This window comes from Flavobacterium sp. NRK F10 (assembly GCF_024054235.1).
Lineage (GTDB): Bacteria > Bacteroidota > Bacteroidia > Flavobacteriales > Flavobacteriaceae > Flavobacterium > Flavobacterium sediminis.
This window is the reverse complement of record NZ_JAMXLC010000001.1, coordinates 2,635,310-2,654,326: the sequence shown is the minus strand read 5'-3', so window position 1 is coordinate 2,654,326 and position 19,017 is coordinate 2,635,310. Positions and strand designations below refer to the sequence as shown.

The 19,017-nt window shown below is 35.1% G+C and carries 18 protein-coding genes; 2 read left to right on the top strand and 16 right to left on the bottom strand.

All coding sequences use genetic code 11. From position 1 onward, the window contains the following. Positions 1-193: 193 nt before the first annotated feature. The 9 genes from NHF50_RS12035 to NHF50_RS11995 all read right to left on the bottom strand — a co-directional run bounded on the left by NHF50_RS12035 (position 194) and on the right by NHF50_RS11995 (position 12,004). Complete coding sequence (locus NHF50_RS12035; RefSeq protein ID WP_252776651.1) at positions 194-4,222, bottom strand: fibronectin type III domain-containing protein; 4,029 nt, start codon at positions 4,220-4,222, stop codon at positions 194-196. A 170-nt stretch (positions 4,223-4,392) separates the two neighbouring features. Continuing rightward, positions 4,393-5,586: an enoyl-ACP reductase FabV gene (gene fabV, locus NHF50_RS12030; RefSeq protein WP_252776650.1), complete on the bottom strand. Its 1,194-nt coding sequence runs from the start codon at positions 5,584-5,586 to the stop codon at positions 4,393-4,395. A gap of 40 nt (positions 5,587-5,626) precedes the next feature. Further along, complete coding sequence (gene recN, locus NHF50_RS12025) at positions 5,627-7,279, bottom strand: DNA repair protein RecN (RefSeq protein ID WP_252776648.1); 1,653 nt, start codon at positions 7,277-7,279, stop codon at positions 5,627-5,629. Positions 7,280-7,295: 16 nt separating this feature from the next. After that, entirely contained in the window at positions 7,296-8,189 is an 894-nt protein-coding gene (locus NHF50_RS12020) for a DUF4835 family protein (RefSeq protein WP_109569893.1), read from the bottom strand. Next, entirely contained in the window at positions 8,182-9,393 is a 1,212-nt protein-coding gene (gene coaBC, locus NHF50_RS12015; protein ID WP_252776646.1) for a bifunctional phosphopantothenoylcysteine decarboxylase/phosphopantothenate--cysteine ligase CoaBC, read from the bottom strand. The genes NHF50_RS12020 and coaBC overlap by 8 nt, the downstream gene beginning before the upstream one ends. A gap of 7 nt (positions 9,394-9,400) precedes the next feature. Next, positions 9,401-9,715, bottom strand: coding sequence for a DNA-directed RNA polymerase subunit omega (locus tag NHF50_RS12010; protein WP_109569891.1), 315 nt, complete (start codon positions 9,713-9,715; stop codon positions 9,401-9,403). Positions 9,716-9,718: 3 nt separating this feature from the next. Then, positions 9,719-10,519, bottom strand: coding sequence for an outer membrane protein assembly factor BamD (locus NHF50_RS12005; RefSeq protein ID WP_109569890.1), 801 nt, complete (start codon positions 10,517-10,519; stop codon positions 9,719-9,721). Between the two features lie 88 nt (positions 10,520-10,607). Continuing rightward, positions 10,608-11,486, bottom strand: a complete 879-nt coding sequence (gene dapA, locus NHF50_RS12000) for a 4-hydroxy-tetrahydrodipicolinate synthase (protein WP_252776644.1) — start codon at positions 11,484-11,486, stop codon at positions 10,608-10,610. Next, the gene (locus NHF50_RS11995) at positions 11,486-12,004 is read right to left on the bottom strand and encodes a hypothetical protein (RefSeq protein ID WP_252776642.1); all 519 of its coding nucleotides are present in this window, start codon (positions 12,002-12,004) and stop codon (positions 11,486-11,488) included. The genes dapA and NHF50_RS11995 overlap by 1 nt, the downstream gene beginning before the upstream one ends. A gap of 49 nt (positions 12,005-12,053) precedes the next feature. On the opposite strand from NHF50_RS11995, the gene NHF50_RS11990 reads away from it, so the two are divergent. Further along, positions 12,054-12,836: a 5'-nucleotidase C-terminal domain-containing protein gene (locus NHF50_RS11990; protein ID WP_109569888.1), complete on the top strand. Its 783-nt coding sequence runs from the start codon at positions 12,054-12,056 to the stop codon at positions 12,834-12,836. 6 nt (positions 12,837-12,842) lie between these two features. Further along, the gene (locus NHF50_RS11985) at positions 12,843-13,757 is read left to right on the top strand and encodes a bifunctional UDP-sugar hydrolase/5'-nucleotidase (protein WP_109569887.1); all 915 of its coding nucleotides are present in this window, start codon (positions 12,843-12,845) and stop codon (positions 13,755-13,757) included. Here the strand turns inward: NHF50_RS11985 and NHF50_RS11980 are convergent. The 7 genes from NHF50_RS11980 to rpsF form a co-directional block, all read right to left on the bottom strand. Further along, a complete protein-coding gene (locus NHF50_RS11980) occupies positions 13,747-14,466 on the bottom strand; it encodes a hypothetical protein (RefSeq protein ID WP_252776640.1) in 720 nt (239 codons plus the stop codon). The genes NHF50_RS11985 and NHF50_RS11980 overlap by 11 nt on opposite strands. 9 nt (positions 14,467-14,475) lie before the next feature. Further along, the gene (locus NHF50_RS11975) at positions 14,476-15,153 is read right to left on the bottom strand and encodes a hypothetical protein (RefSeq protein ID WP_252776639.1); all 678 of its coding nucleotides are present in this window, start codon (positions 15,151-15,153) and stop codon (positions 14,476-14,478) included. Next, the gene (ligA, locus tag NHF50_RS11970) at positions 15,143-17,146 is read right to left on the bottom strand and encodes an NAD-dependent DNA ligase LigA (RefSeq protein ID WP_252776637.1); all 2,004 of its coding nucleotides are present in this window, start codon (positions 17,144-17,146) and stop codon (positions 15,143-15,145) included. The genes NHF50_RS11975 and ligA overlap by 11 nt, the downstream gene beginning before the upstream one ends. 6 nt (positions 17,147-17,152) lie before the next feature. Next, positions 17,153-17,626 (bottom strand): DUF6495 family protein, encoded by a 474-nt coding sequence (locus NHF50_RS11965; protein ID WP_109569883.1) that lies wholly within the window; start codon positions 17,624-17,626, stop codon positions 17,153-17,155. 127 nt (positions 17,627-17,753) lie between these two features. After that, positions 17,754-18,197, bottom strand: coding sequence for a 50S ribosomal protein L9 (gene rplI / locus NHF50_RS11960; protein ID WP_109569882.1), 444 nt, complete (start codon positions 18,195-18,197; stop codon positions 17,754-17,756). Between the two features lie 68 nt (positions 18,198-18,265). After that, positions 18,266-18,562, bottom strand: a complete 297-nt coding sequence (gene rpsR / locus NHF50_RS11955) for a 30S ribosomal protein S18 (RefSeq protein WP_072785428.1) — start codon at positions 18,560-18,562, stop codon at positions 18,266-18,268. A gap of 2 nt (positions 18,563-18,564) precedes the next feature. Then, positions 18,565-18,906 (bottom strand): 30S ribosomal protein S6, encoded by a 342-nt coding sequence (gene rpsF / locus NHF50_RS11950; protein WP_109569881.1) that lies wholly within the window; start codon positions 18,904-18,906, stop codon positions 18,565-18,567. Between the last annotated feature and the right edge of the window lie 111 nt (positions 18,907-19,017).

Sequence of the window (19,017 nt, the reverse complement as noted above, 5' to 3'; positions counted from 1 at the left end):
AATAAAGTGCGCTAAAATACATATTTAAATATTTTAAAATCACTTTTTAAAACATATTAACTTTTAGTAAGTAAATTTTTTATTACAAAAGAGAAAAAGATAATCTATTTAACAATTATTAGTTTATTAAATAAAAAAACTCCATCCTTACGGATGGAGCTTAGTATTTAGATTTTAAATCTTTAAAAAGAATTTACTGCTTAACTACTTTAATTGTTTTAACTGCATCATTAACAGTTACATTTACAATATAAGTACCTGCACTTAAATCGTTCATATCAATTTGTACATCTGTTGAATCTACATTATTTTTATTGATAACGACCTGACCTAATAAATTAACGACTTTTACGTCAGTAATTTCAGTTGAATATTTCAAATTCAACACATCTTTTACCGGGTTAGGATAAGCCATGAAACCATTTGATTCAAATGATTCTGCACTTAACTGAGCTATGATATTAACTGTAAAGTCGAGAGTTACACCATAAGAACCTGAAAAACAAGGATCAGGTGGTACTTGTCCGGAATCAGCTGTTCCTATACGCATTCTATGTTGCCCTAATGTTGCACCAGGTGCTAAATAAAATGAAGCATCAAGTGTGGTAGGGTTAGCAGACGTGCTTGTTCCTGTGTATACTTTTTCAGTTACGTTATCAAAGTTATAATCATCATTAAAATCGATCCAAATATTTGTATCGTAAGTATAACCTGTTGCGAAATCAATTAAAACAGAAGCCGTTACATTTTGTTCTAAATCAACAGATGTTGCTGTATGATCATAATATGTAACATCCGGTGTTCCAAAACCTGTTGAATTAATAGTTACATTCGTAATTCCTAAATCATCATTAGAAGTCGGTACAGAATCACAGTAACAACCTGTTGCAGTTGTAGTAAATGTAACTTCAGAACATCCTACAGCATCTCCGTTGTCATTATAAGGAGTAACTGTAAAGTAATATGTTGTGTTAATCAACCCTGTGAAATCATATGTAATTGCAAGACCTAAGTCTACATTATCTAAAATATCATTTCCTCCTGAAGTAGTTCCGATAGTTAATTTATAACCATTAGCTCCGGAAACACTATCCCAAGATAAAACAGTTGGATTATTACCACATGATGCATCAGGTGTAGCAACTACATTTGTAGCACAATCCGGTGGTAAAACCGGTGACAATCTAATCTCAAAATTATCAATAGAGAAGTCGATATCCGCAGAACCGTTTGACGATCCTTCTACCGCTCTATATGCAAATCTTACAACCATACCGGCATAAGCATCCAAATCAATGATATTTACCGTACCTGTGTTTGACGGAACATTTGTATTATCATAAGTATACAACACTGTCCAGTTATCTGTACTGGTAGACACTAATACTTGTACATAGTCATCTGCTTCCCACGCTGTTGTTGGTGCAGAAGTACTTGCATATTGCGCTGCTGCTGCATCAAATTTCAACTCATAGCCAGTTGTAGGGATATCATAAAGCGGTGATAACACCCAATCATTTGCACCTGTTGTATAAATATTGTACTTAAATGCACCTGTTGTACCATTATTTCCGAAACCATCTGCAGACCATGAACTAGAACCGAATGAAGCTGGCCCAGCTACTAGATCTCCGTTATCTGCTTCTTCCCAACAGTCAGGAACATAAGTTGTAAAATCTTCTAACGTAGGGACAGAATAAACTGCACAAGCTGTAGTAAATGTCACAGGTCCTACCCATGAACTATAACTTCCTCCACAATCAGCTCTTACATAAGCCTCATAAGTTGTAACCGGAGATAGTGTATTATCTACTACTGAAAAGTCCGCAACCGGAGTTCCGTTTCCAGTAGGAGTACCTGTTCCTGCAGGCTGAATTACATATTCAAAATCATACTGGAATCCTGTAGGATCAGTCCAATCTAATTGTACTTGAGAGTCAGTAACATTAGATGCTGCAAAATTACTAGGTGGGAAACATGCCGGAGCTTCTGTAAACTCAATATCATCTAAAGACATATCTCCATAAAAATCAGTTCCTCTTACAGCTCTGAACCGTACCTGAATCACCCCTGTATATCCTGATAAGTTTACTATTTTTAGTAACCAAGGATCAGTATCCGATGTTTGTTGCTCACCTAAGATAACATCTACATCATTTGTCCAAGTTGTTCCGTCAAAAACATCAACATGAAGATCTCCCATTGTAGATCCGTACATGTGATAATAGAATTGAACTACCGGTGATACTAAAGCATTGATATCTACTAAAGGAGTGTATAATTCTGCCTCACTACCGGTTGATCCGGAAGAAGCTTCAGTATAAAAATAGTTAGCCCCACTATAAGCTCCTGAAGGCCCTGTTAACGACGAAGGTGTTGATCCACTTCCATCAACATCCCATCGGAATAATGATGTAGTTCCTGAAGGATTTGATGACCAACAATCGTCTATAGCAGAACTTGTAGTTGTAGCTGCAGATTCTACATCATATAACCATGGTGCTGTAACCGGTGCACAACCTGTTGTAAAAGTAATAGGCCCTGCCCATCCACTGTAATCTCCTCCTCCACAATCAGCTCTTACATACACTTCGTAATCAGTAGTCGGAGTTAATGAAGAATCCGTAACTGACAAACCTGTAACTACTGTTCCGGCTCCAGTTGGCGTTCCTGTTCCTACAGGTTGAATCACATATTCATAATCATTCTGAACTCCTCCAGAAGAATCTGACCATGACAACAAAACTGAGTTAAAAGTAACGTTATTTGCTGCTAAGTTAGTTGGTGTAAAACAAGAAGGTGCTTCTGTAAACTCAATATCATCTAAAGACATGTCTCCATAAAAATCAGTTCCTCTGATTCCTCTGAATCTTACCTGAACCACTCCTGTATATCCTGATAAACTTACTATTCTTTGCAACCAAGGATCTGATTGTACTGTTTGTTGCTGTCCAACGATTACATCAACATCATTTGTCCATGTTGTTCCGTCGTAAACGTCTACATGTAGTTCTCCCATGGTCGATCCGTACATGTGATAATAAAATTGTACCACAGGAGTAGTCAATCCACTGATATCAACATTAGGAGTAACTAATTCTGCTACATCTCCGTTAGATCCTGAAGAAGCTTCTGTGTAGAAATAATTATTTCCGCTATAAGCACCTGAAGGTCCTGTAGAAGAAGACGGTGTAGATCCACTACCGTCAACATCCCATCGGAATGACGATGTAGTTCCCGAAGGATTTGATGACCAACAATCTTCAATAACAGAACTTGTAGTCGTAGCTGCAGTTTCAACATCATACAACCAAGGTGCAGTGAATGTTGAACATAAAGTTGTAAACGAACTAGCTGCTGACCAACTACTTACTGTACCACCGCCACAATCAGCCTGTACATAAAAATCGTAATCTGTATTTGCTGTTAACGAACCAATAGTTGTAGGGTTAGACACACCTGTTAGAACAGTTCCTGTTCCAGGAGTAAACCCGGCTGGTCCGTATTCTATATTCCAAAGAGTAGCAGAACCGTTTTCTGTCCAAGTCACAACTGCACTATCAGAAGCCAAAGTTGTATATGTCAAGAAAGTCGGTGGTAAACAAGATGCTACATTTCCTGTAATAGAAACTAGCGGTCTTGTAGTTGATGTAGTTCCTGTAGCTGTTGTACAAGGAGACGTTGCTGTATCTGATCTGTAATAAACAGACCCGTTAAATGACAATGTTGAATTAGAACATTGAACATTTTGAGTCCAAGATCCCGATGCATTACCGGCACAAACTTCAATAATCAAATTTGAAGTTCCGTCCCATGTAAAAGGAGTTGTTAAAGGAAAAACAATTGAACCGGCTGCTGTCGGAGTAAAATCCGCCGGACCGTAAACTACAGTAGCTCCTGATTCAAAAGTTGATGTTAAAGCAGTTAAAGAGGTTTGAAGAATAGAAATTGTATAATTCTCTTCCAAACCACTGGTCCCAATAGAGGTAGCTACCCAACCGATCTCTGTAATATCTCCTGCTACCAATCCTGAGGCTGATAATTCAGAAGCCAGATACAAAAATTGAGACCTACCTGTTTTATAATAATCCTGTAATGGACTTGGGTAACCAGTAGTCGTGTTAGGCGAACCGTCGTCTGCCCCCACCAAAACCGTACCTGTTTGCGCATTCATTTGTAAGAAAACAAAAAACAGCGCAAAAAATAGCGTAATTTTTCTCATTTTATAATTATTAATTTGTTAAGCGTTGCTAATTTATTAAATTTTAGCATTACTTTTACACTTATTTAACATTGAAATAGAAAACCTCATGTAAAAACATGAGGTTTTAACAAATTTCTATCTGAAAGTTAAATTATAGCAACTAAAAATAACTACAAAATGATTTTTCCTTAGTTATTTATACTAGGAATTCTTACAACTTCATTAGTATCAGCTAAATAGTCTACTCCATCAAAACCAAAACCGAACAAATTTAAGAAATCCTGTTTATACCCTGCCAGATCACCGATCTCCTGTAGATTCTCCGTAGAAGCAATTGCCCAAAGTTTTTTAACCTCTTCCTGAACATCTTCTCTCATTTCCCAATCGTCAATACGGATTCTGTGTTTTTCATCTGTCGGGATCTCATTTCCTGAATACAATCTGTCTTGGAACAAACGTTGTATTTGTTCAATACAGCCTTCATGCAATCCTTTTGCTTTCATTATTTTATACAATAATGATATATATAAAGGTATTACAGGAATAGCTGAGCTTGCTTGTGTTACCAATCCTTTATTAACTGAAACATAGGCTCTTCCTTGAATATCTTTCAATTCATCAGTAATTTCAAATGCAGTCGCTTCTAAATGATCCTTTGCTCTACCAATAGTTCCTTTTCTGTAAACCGGTTCGGTAACTTCTGGTCCTATGTATGAATATGCTAAGGTTAACACACCATCAGCCAAGACGCCGGCTTCTTTCATTGCTTCAATCCACAGCATCCAATCTTCACCCCCCATTACTTTAACTGTATTTGCTATTTCCTCTTCATTACAAGGCTCTATAGAAACTTCAGACATTTTACCTGTATGAAAATCCACAGTCTTATCTGTGAATTTATTTCCAATCGGTTTTAAGACTGAACGATATAAAACTCCCGTTTTAGGATCTTTTCTAACAGGAGAGGCTAAACTATAGATTACAAGATCTACTTGCCCTAAATCCTGTTTGATTAAGTCTATTGTTTGTTGCTTAATTTCATCTGAAAACGCATCTCCGTTAATACTTTTAGCATATAAACCTGCTGCTGTTGCTTCTTTTTCAAATGCAGCCGAGTTATACCATCCCGGAGTTGCTGTTTTCCCTTCTGCCGGTTCTTTTTCAAAGAATACTCCTATTGTTGCAGCTCCATTACCAAAAGCACTCGTAATTCTGGAAGCCAAACCAAATCCTGTTGAAGCTCCGATAACCAATACTTTTTTAGCTCCTTCAATTTTTCCTTTAGATTTAACGTATTCTATTTGATTTTTTACGCTTTGCGCACAACCTTCTGGATGAGCTGTTAAGCATATAAAACCACGCATTCTAGGCTCTATAATCATAATTTATTCTTTTACGTAATTAATAAACAAAAATACTACTTTAATTTAATAATGTCTGAGCATGTGCCAATGCCGAGTCAGTAATATTCTTTCCTGACAACATTTCTGCAATCTCTACAACTCTTTCGTTTGCATCCAACTGCTTGATTTCAGAATTCACCACTCCCCCTACTTCATTTTTAAATACTTTGTAATGCTGATTTCCTTTTGCAGCGATCTGTGGTAAATGAGTAATGGCAAATACCTGCATCTTTTTACTCATCTCTTTCATGATCTCTCCCATTTTTAATGCCACCTCTCCGGACACTCCGGTATCTATTTCGTCAAAAATAATCGTCGGCAAGTCTATTGACTGTGCTAATACAGCTTTTACCGCCAACATAACACGCGACATCTCTCCTCCCGAAGCCATTTTTTTGATCGGACCGGGTTTCATCCCTTTATTAGCCGAAAACAACAAACTAACACTGTCTTTCCCTGTTTCCGAAAATTGCTCAAGTGGTTTTATTTCAAACTGTATCTGCGCATCGGGCATTCCTAATGGTCTTACAATTTCCAGCAATGCCTGTTCCAGTTTAGGCGCCGTTAGCTGACGTGATCCTGAAATTTCATCGGCTGTTTTCTCTAATCGGTTAAAAACGATCTCTTTTTGCGCTTCTGCCTGATCTATCTCCGAATCAATTGCGTCAAACTTAGTCGCCTTTTCACTTAATTGATTTTGTATATCCAGAAGTTCCGCAACTGTATTTACGTTATGTTTCTTTTGTAAATTATAAATGAACTGAAGTCTTTCATTAATATAAACTAATCGCCCCGGATCGTCTACGATTTGTTCCTGCTTCCCGACACATTCTTCTATAATATCATCCAGTTCTATATAAATACTATTGATTCGCTCAAATAAACTTTGGTATTCTTTTGACAACGAGGCTAATTTCTGTAAACTGTTCTTAGCTTCATTGACTGAAGAAAGAATACCTATTTCTTCTTCTTTGGCTAACGCCAAAACCTTATCGATATTTTCTTTAACAAACTCAATATTGCTTAAAACTTCCTGCTCTGATTCAAGCTCTTCCTGTTCAGACTCTTTTAAATTAGCCTGAACCAATTCCTCCAATAAGAAGTTGTTGTATTCTTGTTCGTTTAAAAGAGATTGTTTTTCGGCTTGTAATTTTTGCAGTTCTTTCTGTAATTTTTTAAAAACACCCAAATCTTTTTTAAATGCAGCCAAAAGCTCTTTGTTTTGAGCAACTGCATCTAAAATCCGTATTTGGTAACTTTCATCGATCAAATCACGGGTTTGGTGCTGGGAATGTATGTCTAATAAAAAATTAGCCAAGCCTTGTAACTCCTGAAGATTTACAGGACTATCATTTACAAAGGCTCTGGATTTACCGGAAGGCAATATCTCTCTCCTGATGATCGTTACCTCTTCATAATCGAAATCACTAGCTTCAAAAACGCTTTTCAGATCGTATTTACTTACATCAAAATGTGCTTCTACCACACACTTTTGTTCTTCATCTTTAAGCGAACTTAAATCGGCTCTATTTCCTAAAACCAGTCCAAGAGCTCCTAACAAGATTGATTTACCCGCACCGGTTTCTCCTGTAATAATGGAAAAACGATCCGAGAAATTAATTTCTAACGAATCGATAAGTGCATAGTTCTTTATAGCTAAAGTTAAAAGCATAGCAAAAAACTGATTTTTAACGAATTCTACTCCATTTTGCAGAATTTAACGGAGAAATTCTATTCAATGTTTCTTTTAGTGTAACGGTATTGTAATTTGGCCCGCCTGAAAAAACAGACACTATTTCATCCACTTTGGCATCAAAAAACACACGTGTCAGAAAAGCATTAGGTCTGAAACTCTGAATAGCAGATAATGTTTCTATTGCTTTGCCAATCTCTTCTTTAGCCTTAGCTTGATCTGCTGCCATAGTATCCAACCCCAGTAAATGATATTCATACATAGCTTTTCTAAACGCTTCATAGGTATTAGACATCATATCTGAGACCAAAAAGTAACGATTGGTATTTGTATTTTCATTTTGCGACCAACCTTTATAACCTTTAGGTTGTGCTAAATTTAATATTGCTAAAGCAGACTGTAAATATTTTGTACCCGCTTTTTCTTCAAAAGTATCTCTGTCTACCGCAATAATGATATTGGCATAAAAAGCTAAAACGGAGATCAAATTTGACGTAAAATTATTTTGATCGTAAACCAACTGTTCATATTCCAAAAACTGGAATCCGAAATCTTTATCATTAATATTTAAAACCGGTGAACTATAGGTGGAATTATAAATAGGTCTGGACGATTGTACTTGTAATGTTGCCTGAATATTATTAGAATTAAACTCCGCAACATTGATAAAGAAATTACATTCGATTCTTTCGTGCTGTTCAAAGTTCAGGTCTGTAAAACGGGTATTATTAAGAAATTCTCTGACCTTAGTTTCTAAATTCTTAAAAATTTGGGGATTTACATCTGTCATTCGTTGGTAATTAACCGAAACAGTTGCATTCAGTTCTTGAGCAGAACTTACCGATATAAAACCTAAAACTAAAACCAGAATTCTTAAAACGTTACGCATGTTGTATCTCCAAAATTTTATTAATGATATCTTGTGCCACTTCTTCTTTTGACTTCAATTCCATAGCCTGTATATTAAACTGTGCATCTATAAATGTTACTTTATTAGTAGCATGTCCAAAACCGGCTCCTGAATCGTTCAGCGAATTAAGCACAATCAAATCTAAGTTTTTTTTCTGAATTTTTTGCTTAGCGTGTTCAATTTCATTTTCTGTTTCTAAAGCAAAGCCAACTAAAAGCTGGTGTTTTTTATTTTCTCCCAATGACGCTAAGATATCTTTTGTTTTTTCCAACTCTATATTAAACGTAGCATCATTCTTTTTTATTTTCTGATCCGCAACAATTTTCGGACGATAATCAGCAACTGCAGCCGCAGCAACTGCTACATCAACAGAATCAAAATATTCATGACAAGCATCATACATTTCCTGAGCCGATTGTACCCGAACAATTTTAACCTGACTATTATCGAGCTGCAAATGCGTCGGACCGGACACTAAGATCACTTCTGCTCCTTTCTCTGCAGCTTTCTGAGCGATATCGAACCCCATTTTTCCTGAAGAATGGTTCCCGATGAAACGAACCGGATCAATCGCCTCGTATGTAGGCCCGGCTGTTACCAGCACTCTTTTATTTCGCAAAGGAAGCTTTTGCAATAAATCGTCTTCTAAAAAAGTAATAATATTTTCAGGTTCTGCCATTCGACCTTCTCCCGAAAGACCACTTGCTAATTCTCCTTTTTCAGCCGGAATAATGGTATCTCCGAACTTTTGTAATTTAGTAAAACTATCTAAAGTTGACGGATGTTTGTACATATCCAGATCCATTGCAGGAGCAAAATAAACCGGACATTTTGCCGAAAGATATGTTGCTATAAGTAAGTTGTCACAATTTCCGTTTGCCATTTTAGCCAAAGTATTGGCTGTGGCCGGAGCTATGACCATCAAATTTCCCCAAAGAGCTAATTCAACGTGGTTATTCCAAACCGCATTCTCTTCTTCTTCATTGTAAAATTCTGAAACAACGGGGTTTTTAGATAAGGTAGAGAGTGTTAAAGGTGTCACAAAATCTTTAGAAGCAGGTGTCATGACAACTTTAACCTGAGCACCTGCTTTTATAAAAAGTCTTACCAAATGAGCTGTTTTGTATGCAGCAATACCTCCAGATACACCCAGAATAACTTTTTTACCGCATAGAACAGACATAAGCTAATTATTTTGCTTCTCTATAATAAATTTTACCTTCTAACCATTCTTGTACGGCAAGAGCGTGTGGTTTAGGTAATTTTTCATAAAATTTAGATACTTCGATTTGCTCTTTGTTCTCAAAAATTTCTTCTAAGCTGTCATTATAAGTAGCAAACTCATCTAATTTTTCTAACAACTCTTTTTTGATTTCAGTGTTGATCTGACTTGCTCTTTTGGCAATGATTGTGATAGCCTCATAAACATTTCCGGTAGGGGCTTCAATTTTAGCTTTGTTATACGTAATTGTATTTACAGGAGCAGTTGTCTTTTTTAAATCCATGATTTAATTTATATTAGAATATTGTTGTAACTCTTTTTCAATAACTGCCAACATATCGTCAGCTTCTTTTTTGTATTCTGTATCCGGTTTAAACTTCACTAAGCTCGTATACGTAACTTTAGCATAGTTTAAACGGTCTTCTTTTTTACTCGGAACTGAATTTACTGCTAATTTGTAAGCTGAATCCAAACGGTAATACAAAGCTTTTTCTTTATAAGTCGTTCCCGGATAATCTGCCAAGAAATTATCAAACGCTTTCAATGCCGCTTTAAAATCAGAAATCGTATTGTATTGCTTTGCGATTTCAAATGCTTTTTTTTCTAACTTTTCATTAAGCTCTTTTACATACGCATTAGCTTGTGGCAAATATTCTGAATTAGGATATGTATCGATAAATCTCTGCAACTTCATCAATGCTTTATCTGTATCTGACTGATCTAAACTAAATACCGGAGATAATCGATAATAACATTCTGCACTTAAAAACGCTGCTTCTTCTCTCTTTTCACTCTTAGGATAAGTCGCCGCAAAATTTTCAAACTGATATCCTGCTAAATAGTATTGTTTAGAGTTATAGTATGATTTTGAATAAAAATAAAACATTCGCTCTGCACTGGGTTTGCCTTTGAAAGCAGGTGCTACTTGCTCATACAAACGGATCGCTTTGTTGTATTTTTCTTTTTCATACATCTGTTCCGCCACTTTATTCTTCAGTGCTACATCATCGCTTTTCAGCGCTTTTTGATATTCACTACAAGAAATCAACACAACAGATACTATTACTAAACTTATTATTTTTCTCATTTATCCGGTTTTAACTTTTTTAAAAATCAGGCATCTAAAAAAGCAAATGCAAATTTAGATATTATTTAGTTACTACAAAAATCTTTTTTTACTGTATTTTTTTAGTAAAAGCATCTAGTCTTTTAGCTAAATCTTCATCTGTATTTACCAATGGTAAACGAACGGTATTCTCCGCTATTCCTAAGGATTTAAAAATTTCTTTAATTCCTGCCGGATTTCCTTGCTCAAAAATCATATCAATACTTTCGGCTAATTTATATTGTAACGCATAAGCTTCTTCTACTTTTCGCTCTAAACCGAAACGGATTAACGCTGAAAAATCCTTAGGATACCCTTGCCCGATCACAGAGATCACTCCTGCACCTCCGGCCAAAACCATAGGTAATGCAATCATATCATCTCCAGAAATCACTAAAAAGTCTTTTGGTTTATTCTGAATCAGACGCATCGCTTGCGCAATGTCCCCTGCTGCTTCTTTAACCCCTATGATATTTTCAAAATCTTTAGCCAAACGTATCACTGTTGAAGGCAACATATTACTAGCAGTTCTTCCCGGCACATTATATAAGATAACCGGAACAGGCGATGCTTCAGCAATTGCTTTGAAATGTTGGTAAATTCCCTCCTGAGTTGGCTTATTATAATATGGAGAAACCGACAAAATTGCATCAAAAGCAGAAAGATCACTTGTTTTCAATTCTTCCACTACTGCAGCTGTATTGTTACTACCAACTCCCAAAACCATTGGCACTCTCCCTTTATTAGCTTCTACAACCGTCTTTATCACTAATTCTTTTTCCTGCTTGTTCAATGTAGCAGATTCTGCCGTTGTACCCAATACAACTAAATATTCCACTCCTCCTTCAATCACATAATCAACAATTCGTACTAAGGCTTCGGTATCAACCGAAAAATCTTTTTTAAAAGGTGTTACCAATGCTACACCAGTTCCTAAAAATTTTTGCATTACAATTTTTTTAGTATTCTTAAATATTTAAACAATTCATTCGTAAACAACTTGGTTTCCTGCATGTCGGTTTTTACAATAACATTGTTAGCCCGATAATCCACACTATCCAACCCCACTCTGAATTTAGCTTTTGAGCTGGTTGTTGCCCATAATAATTCCGGTTTGTTCTCATCAAAATAATTGACCAACACGTCAAATGGTGTTGCCAAAAAAGCAGCTACTTCTTCCTTTTTCGCAGAACCTGTTAAACTTATATCTTTACCGGAAAAACCGGGTTCTTCTATTGCTCCTTTTTTCTTTACGGCATCTTTAAATGTAAGTACTTTAAGTTGTTTTAACGTAATACCGCTGTCTGCGATATGTTTCAGTAACTCTTTTTTATATCCTTTTTCCGTTTCATCAATTATAATCCCTATTGTCTGTATTTTTCCTTCTGACGAATCTTCTTTAAGTATACTTAACCTTTTATTAATTATTTTTTTTAGAAAAAAGCGGCTAATAATTTTATAAAACATAGTAATTTTACAATTTCGGCAAAATTAAGCATTTAAACCCATCTTGAACATGGTAAAAGTAAAAAAGAATACGATCAAATTTATCTATTTTGTTATATTATTAACATTTTTTTCCTTGACTTCTTGCGAATCTTACAAAGGAAAGATTTATGAAGTAAAGGGTTCAAATATCAATATAAATGAAAATCAACATTCTCGAAACGACATTGAAAATTTTGTAGCTCCTTTCCGGAATCATATCAACAAAGACCTTGATAGTATATTAGCTTACAATCCGGTCGATCAAGACAAAAGCAAAGGAAAATGGCAATCTAACATCGGAAATCTGCTTGCCGAAACTACTTTAGCTTTAGGCGATAAAGTTTTCGAGATGAGAGAACACAAATCTATTGACTTTTGTATTTTAAACCACGGCGGAATTCGATCTGTAATTCCGAAAGGTAATGTAACGACAAGAACGGCTTATGAAGTAATGCCTTTTGAAAACAGTCTGATTGTTGCTGAATTGAAAGGCTCTCAGATCAGAGAAATAGCTGATTATCTTTTAGAGAACAGAAAACCTCATCCGTTAGCCGGAATCACTATTTACATTTCTGAAGACGAAAAATCAGTTGATAAAATCCTGATCCGTAACAAACCTTTAGAAGACCAAAAGACCTATTATGTTGCTACATCTGATTACTTAGCCAATGGCGGTGACAACATGACTTTTTTCACAGAAAGTCCGAAAAAATACGATCTGGATTACAAGTTACGTAACTTGTTAATCGACTATTTTAAAAGTGTTGATACACTTCCTAATTTAACTGACAAAAAAATCATTATAGAATAAGTGAACATGAAAAGAAGAGATTTTATACAAAAAACAGCTGTTAGTTCTGCTTTGTTACCTTTAGGCGGACTTTCATTGAGTAGTTTTAACAAAACCGAAACTAAAAAGATTACTATTCTTCACACAAATGATGTTCACAGCCACATAGACCCGTTCCCGGCAGATCATCCTAAAAACCCGAATATGGGTGGGGTTGCCCGAAGAGCTTCCTTAATCGATCAGATCAGAAGTGAAGAAAAAAATGTTTTGCTATTAGATGCCGGCGACATTTTTCAGGGAACACCTTATTTCAACTATTATGGCGGAGAATTAGAATTCAAACTAATGAGCCTAATGAAATATGATGTAGCTACTATGGGAAATCATGATTTTGACAATGGTATAGATGGCTTTTATGCACAATTGCCTCATGCTGCTTTTGATTTTGTTTCCGCTAACTACGACTTCAAGAATACAATATTAAACGGAATTGTAAAACCTTATAAAATACTTATCAAAGACGGAGTTAAAATAGGTATTTTCGGCTTAGGTGTGCAATTAGAAGGTTTAGTTGATAAAAAATTATCTAAAGAAACCGTTTACAACGATCCGATTGAAGTATCCACAGACATTGTAAAGGAATTAAAAGAAGAACACCATTGTGACTTGATCATCTGCTTATCCCATCTTGGTTTTAAATACAGAAACGAACCTGAAAAAGTTTGCGATATTTTATTAGCTCAAAAAACTAAAGATATCGACCTGATCATTGGTGGACACACTCATACTTTCTTAGACAAACCGATCATTGAGAAGAATTCAGAAGGAAAGCCGGTTCTCATCAATCAGGTAGGATGTTACGGGATCAATCTGGGAAGAATTGATTTTTATTTTACTAACGACAAAAAATTTGACAATACAACCCGCAACATTATTGTATAGTCAATCTCTTTTCATTATCTCTGGAGATAAAATAGCGTACAAGTAAGTAATAACACGGTATTTCAACCGCACAGCTCAAATACAACCACAATGTATTTTGAGTATAATACTTATATAGTACATACAAAATATCAGAACCGAAAAGGGATAAAAATGTAATCAGCAAGAACTTAGAACTGGTTGTTTTGTTTTTCAAAAAATTATAAAAACCTAAAACCAAAACTCCTATGGCTAAAACAATATAAGCTAAAATATTGTAATAACTGCTGAAACTTTTGGTTAACCAATAAACCGAAATAATCTTTGCTACAACAGAAAAAGCAAAAACAGAAAACAAACCGGCTTTTACATATTGAAGTTTCTTTTGTTTTCTTTCCAATAGTTTTGAATCTACTAACAAAATATAAAACAGTAAGATCAATACCACAAGGTATATGAACAACGCCCAAAAGTTAAAAATTTCTTCTAACATCAGCGCCATATTATCTGCAATGAACAATAACAGCAAAATAACAAAATGTAACTTTCCTTTGTAATCTTCTACTTTTTTTTCGTTGTAAAAAAAATAATAAAAGGAGATCGAAGTTACAATCATTGGCTTAAAGATCAACGCTATTTCTTTGTCAGCATAAATTTTAAAAAAAAACAAATACATTATATATGACAAAAAATACAGCAGCAGTGCCGGGTTTCTTAATTTTACAATCATACTAATTATTTAACATCTTTCTCTTTCCACAAAATATTTCATGTAGAAATAGTATGATAGGGTCTGGGTAGCAGTATTTATTATTCTAAGCAGAATAATCTCATCAAGACTTCTGTACAACACAAAAAACAAGTCTGACAGAATAAAAGTTGAGATAGTCAAAGTTAAATAAAAATTTCGTTTATTCGTTGAATTATAATAAACCATTGCCGCTAAACAGCCCATTAATTCTAATTCTAAGCCAAAAAACGTATACAAGATAAATTCCATGGTTGATTTTACTTCCAGAAAATCAAGTGTTAAAAGAATCAACACCGTTAAAACAACTAAAACCAGAAAAAAAGTAAAGTCGAGCACTCTTCTCCTTTTGGTTCTCATAATTTCCTTAAAATCCCCCCAAATAAAATACAACACAAAAAGATAAGGTATCAAGAAGATGGTAAGGATCAATTCATAGAACTCTTCCCCGCCTATCAACAAAAACATATCCCCTAAAAAAAATACGATCAACGACAAAGTAAAAGCAACATTTACTTGCCCTTTTACACATGTATAATATGCAAAAAAGATTGATGGCATAATAACAGGTTTAACAAGCAACATAAGGTCGTAATTGTCCAATCCGACTGCCAGTACCAGAATTAAACTCGCTAAACCATATACTATTAAAGGAGCGTCAATTTTCATTTATCAGGTCATTAAACTCATACTCAGAGATAATCGGTATCCCTAATTTATTTGCTTTCTCTAATTTAGACGGTCCCATGTTAGCGCCCGCCACCACATAATCAGTTTTCGACGAAATTGAACTTCCTACTTTTCCGCCATTATCTTCAATTACTTTTTTCAGATCATCACGGGAATACGTTTCAAAAACTCCGGATACTACAAATACTTTTCCTCCCAAAACATCAGAAACCATAGTTGATTCTTGCTCTTCAATTTCAAAGCGAAGTCCGTATCCCTTTAAACGGTCAATCAGAACAACATTATTCGGATTTTCGAAAAACTGTATTACACTTTGCGCAATTTTATCTCCGATCTCATCGACTAAAATCAAATCCATCAAAGAAGCATTGGCTAAAGCATCAATATTCTTATAGTGCTTCGCCAGCTTTTTAGCCACCGTTTCACCCACATATCGAATCCCTAGTGCATATAAAACTCTTTCAAACGGAATCTGTTTTGACTTTTCAACCCCTTTAATCAGATTGTCTGCCGACTTTTCTGCCATGCGTTCTAAAGGAATAACCTGTTCTTTTTTTAATTCGTACAAATCAGCATAATTTTCGATCAATCCGGCATTATAAAGCAAAGCTACTGTTTCCCCTCCCAAACCTTCTATATCCATTGCCTTACGAGTTATAAAATGTTGAATACGTCCGATAATCTGTGGTGGACAACCGTAAAAATTCGGACAATAATGCTGTGCTTCCCCTTCATTTCTTACCAATTCCGTGTGACACTCCGGACAATGTGTAATATAAACGGTTTTCTGCGAATCAGACTTTCTTTGAGTTGTATCTACTCCAATGATCTTAGGTATAATTTCCCCACCTTTTTCCACAAAAACAGTATCTCCGACTCTGATGTCTAATTTTTCGATCTGATCGGCATTATGTAATGACGCTCTTTTCACGATAGTTCCGGCCAACTGAACCGGTTCTAAATTTGCAACCGGAGTTATAGCACCGGTTCTTCCTACCTGATAAGCTATAGAATTTAAAACTGTTACAGCTTGCTCTGCTTTAAATTTATAAGCAATAGCCCAACGAGGAGACTTTGCCGTATAGCCTAATTCTTCCTGATATTGAACCTGATTCACTTTTACCACCACTCCGTCTGTTTCAAAAAGCATGTCATGACGATGGATATCCCAATAATCGATAAACTCAAAAACTTCTTCTACAGATTTTACTAATTTTGACTGTATAGGCACTTTAAATCCCCAGTCTCTGGCTTTCTGTAAACTTTCAAACTGAGTGCTGATCGGTAAATTATTTCCTATTAGCGAATACAACAAACAATCTAGCGGACGTTTGGCTACTTCTGCCGAATCCTGTAATTTCAAACTTCCGGATGCTGTATTTCTCGGGTTAGAATATGGTGTTTCACCGATTTCTATCAAATCCTGATTCATTTTTTCAAAACCCGCTAACGGCAAAATAATTTCACCGCGAATTTCAAATCTATCCGGATAATCTCCTTTTAAACGAATCGGTACCGATTTGATCGTTTTTACATTATTCGTCACATCATCTCCCTGAAAACCATCACCTCTGGTCAATGCTCTTTTTAATTTTCCGTTTTCGTATAAGATACTGATGGAAGCACCGTCATATTTTAATTCGCAGGTAAACTCTAACGGAACATCACCTAATATTTTCTGGCATCTGTTTACCCAATCCACTACATCTTCTTTCGAATATGAATTATCCAGAGAATACATGCGATACTCATGTGCAATTGTTTCAAAATTTTTAGTAATAGCCCCTCCTACTCGCTGCGTAGGCGAATTCTCATCAAAATATTCCGGATGCTGAGCTTCTAAATCTTGTAATTGTTTTAATTTTTGATCAAATTCAAAATCAGAGATCGTGGGATTATCTAAGACATAATAGTTGTAATTATGCTGATTTAACTCTTCTCGTAAAGCTTTAATTCTAGCTAAAACATCCATAAATATTTATTGATTTAAAAGAAATTCTAATTTAGTAAACAATTCTCCCTTACTGATTATCCCCCCTTGTTTAATGATCTCAAACAAAGAGCCATTCCTGTCTATAGAGATATCTTTTTTCCCTTTTTGTATCTCCACTTCACTGGTCGTTATGTTCTCACTCAGCCAATTGATCCCTTCAGCACTTAAAAAATTAACGTCTTGACTTGTTGCATTGATCACGTAAGAAAAAACAGTTGTCCCCACACATTTAAACAGAAAAATATAATCTTCAGAGAAGTGATCTATAAAATTAATATTAGTCAGTGCTCTATCCCAGATCAGATCCGAAAACACATCTATTTCCTGTTCTGCTATTTCCGGTTTAGTTTCTTTTAGCACATCCCACTCTTTTTTATCAATAGACTGAGTAGCCAAAAAAGTTATAAATTCAGGATGTAGTTCTTCCAGTTGTTCTTTGGTTAATCTTATATATTTCATAAAAAAGAGGCTTTTTCTTGGTAAGAGAAGAACAATTTCCCTCCAAACTATAGTATAAGGTTACAAAAGGTAAATATAAAAAAAGCTCCGCTAATTGCGGAGCTTTCAAAAAATATTTTATTATGAATTATGCTTGTTCAGCAACAATTTCATAAGGCAATTCTACAACTACTTCTCTGTGTAATCTTACAGTAGCATTATATTTACCTAATCTCTTAACGATACCGCTAGTGATGAATTTTTTCTCAATTGCATGTCCGTTACCTTCTAAAACTGCAGCAATATCTGCATTAGTAACTGAACCGAATAATTTATCACCACCTGCTTTAGCTGTAATTTTAATCTCAAGAGCTTTGATAGCTTCAGCAATAGCCTTAGCATCAGCGATCAATTTAGCTTCTTTATGAGCTTTTTGTTTTAAATTTTCAGCTAAAACTTTTTTAGCAGAAGGTGTTGCTAATACTGCAAAACCTTGTGGAATAAGGTAATTACGACCGTAACCGTTTTTCACAGTTACAACATCGTCTTTGAACCCTAAATTTTGTACGTCTTGTTTTAAAATAAGTTCCATGTTGTTGTCCTTATAATTAGTAGAAGTTAGTCCCGCTGCAAGCGAGACAACAACCTATAATATTAATATTATTTTAATAAATCAGCCACATACGGCATTAAAGCTAAGTGACGAGCTCTTTTAACTGCTACTGACACTTTTCTTTGATATTTCAAAGAAGTACCCGTTAAACGACGAGGTAAAATTTTACCTTGCTCATTCACAAACTTCAATAAGAAATCAGGATCTTTATAATCTACATACTTAATACCTGATTTTTTAAAACGACAATATTTCTTTTGTTTGTTAGTTTCAATATTTAGTGGAGTAAGATATCTGATATCTCCCTCTTTTTTTCCTTTTGCAGATTGCTCTAAAGTTGACATAATTAGTTTGATTTAGATTTTAATTTTGCTCTTCTTCTCTCTGCCCAAGCTACAGCATGTTTGTCTAATGCTACAGTTAAGAAACGCATAATGCGTTCGTCACGACGGAATTCAGTTTCAAAAGCAGCAATAATTTCGCCAGGTGCTTTGAATTCAAATAAGTGATAAAAACCACTTTTCTTGTGTTGGATCTCGTAAGCTAATTTTTTTAAGCCCCAATCCTCTTTCGATACCATCTCAGCTCCTCTTGAAGTAAGAAAATCTTCAAACTTGCTTACTGTTTCCTTTATCTGTTGCTCAGACAAAACGGGATTTAAGATGAAAACAGATTCATATTGATTCATACAAAAAATAATTAAATTATTTAAAATTGGCTGCAAAGGTAATGGTTTCTATTTAATATCCAAAGTACCTTTATATTTTTTCTTATTTTTTTATTTATTTGCTTTAGTTTG

Excerpts from the sequence above, each read along its gene's own strand:
- NHF50_RS12035 (WP_252776651.1), bottom strand. The coding sequence starts at position 4,222 with ATGAGAAAAATTACGCTATTTTTTGCGCTGTTTTTTGTTTTCTTACAA.
- fabV (WP_252776650.1), bottom strand. The coding sequence starts at position 5,586 with ATGATTATAGAGCCTAGAATGCGTGGTTTTATATGCTTAACAGCTCAT.
- recN (WP_252776648.1), bottom strand. The coding sequence starts at position 7,279 with ATGCTTTTAACTTTAGCTATAAAGAACTATGCACTTATCGATTCGTTA.
- NHF50_RS12020 (WP_109569893.1), bottom strand. The coding sequence starts at position 8,189 with ATGCGTAACGTTTTAAGAATTCTGGTTTTAGTTTTAGGTTTTATATCG.
- coaBC (WP_252776646.1), bottom strand. The coding sequence starts at position 9,393 with ATGTCTGTTCTATGCGGTAAAAAAGTTATTCTGGGTGTATCTGGAGGT.
- NHF50_RS12010 (WP_109569891.1), bottom strand. The coding sequence starts at position 9,715 with ATGGATTTAAAAAAGACAACTGCTCCTGTAAATACAATTACGTATAAC.
- NHF50_RS12005 (WP_109569890.1), bottom strand. The coding sequence starts at position 10,519 with ATGAGAAAAATAATAAGTTTAGTAATAGTATCTGTTGTGTTGATTTCT.
- dapA (WP_252776644.1), bottom strand. The coding sequence starts at position 11,486 with ATGCAAAAATTTTTAGGAACTGGTGTAGCATTGGTAACACCTTTTAAA.
- NHF50_RS11995 (WP_252776642.1), bottom strand. The coding sequence starts at position 12,004 with ATGTTTTATAAAATTATTAGCCGCTTTTTTCTAAAAAAAATAATTAAT.
- NHF50_RS11990 (WP_109569888.1), top strand. The coding sequence starts at position 12,054 with ATGGTAAAAGTAAAAAAGAATACGATCAAATTTATCTATTTTGTTATA.
- NHF50_RS11985 (WP_109569887.1), top strand. The coding sequence starts at position 12,843 with ATGAAAAGAAGAGATTTTATACAAAAAACAGCTGTTAGTTCTGCTTTG.
- NHF50_RS11980 (WP_252776640.1), bottom strand. The coding sequence starts at position 14,466 with ATGATTGTAAAATTAAGAAACCCGGCACTGCTGCTGTATTTTTTGTCA.
- NHF50_RS11975 (WP_252776639.1), bottom strand. The coding sequence starts at position 15,153 with ATGAAAATTGACGCTCCTTTAATAGTATATGGTTTAGCGAGTTTAATT.
- ligA (WP_252776637.1), bottom strand. The coding sequence starts at position 17,146 with ATGGATGTTTTAGCTAGAATTAAAGCTTTACGAGAAGAGTTAAATCAG.
- NHF50_RS11965 (WP_109569883.1), bottom strand. The coding sequence starts at position 17,626 with ATGAAATATATAAGATTAACCAAAGAACAACTGGAAGAACTACATCCT.
- rplI (WP_109569882.1), bottom strand. The coding sequence starts at position 18,197 with ATGGAACTTATTTTAAAACAAGACGTACAAAATTTAGGGTTCAAAGAC.
- rpsR (WP_072785428.1), bottom strand. The coding sequence starts at position 18,562 with ATGTCAACTTTAGAGCAATCTGCAAAAGGAAAAAAAGAGGGAGATATC.
- rpsF (WP_109569881.1), bottom strand. The coding sequence starts at position 18,906 with ATGAATCAATATGAATCTGTTTTCATCTTAAATCCCGTTTTGTCTGAG.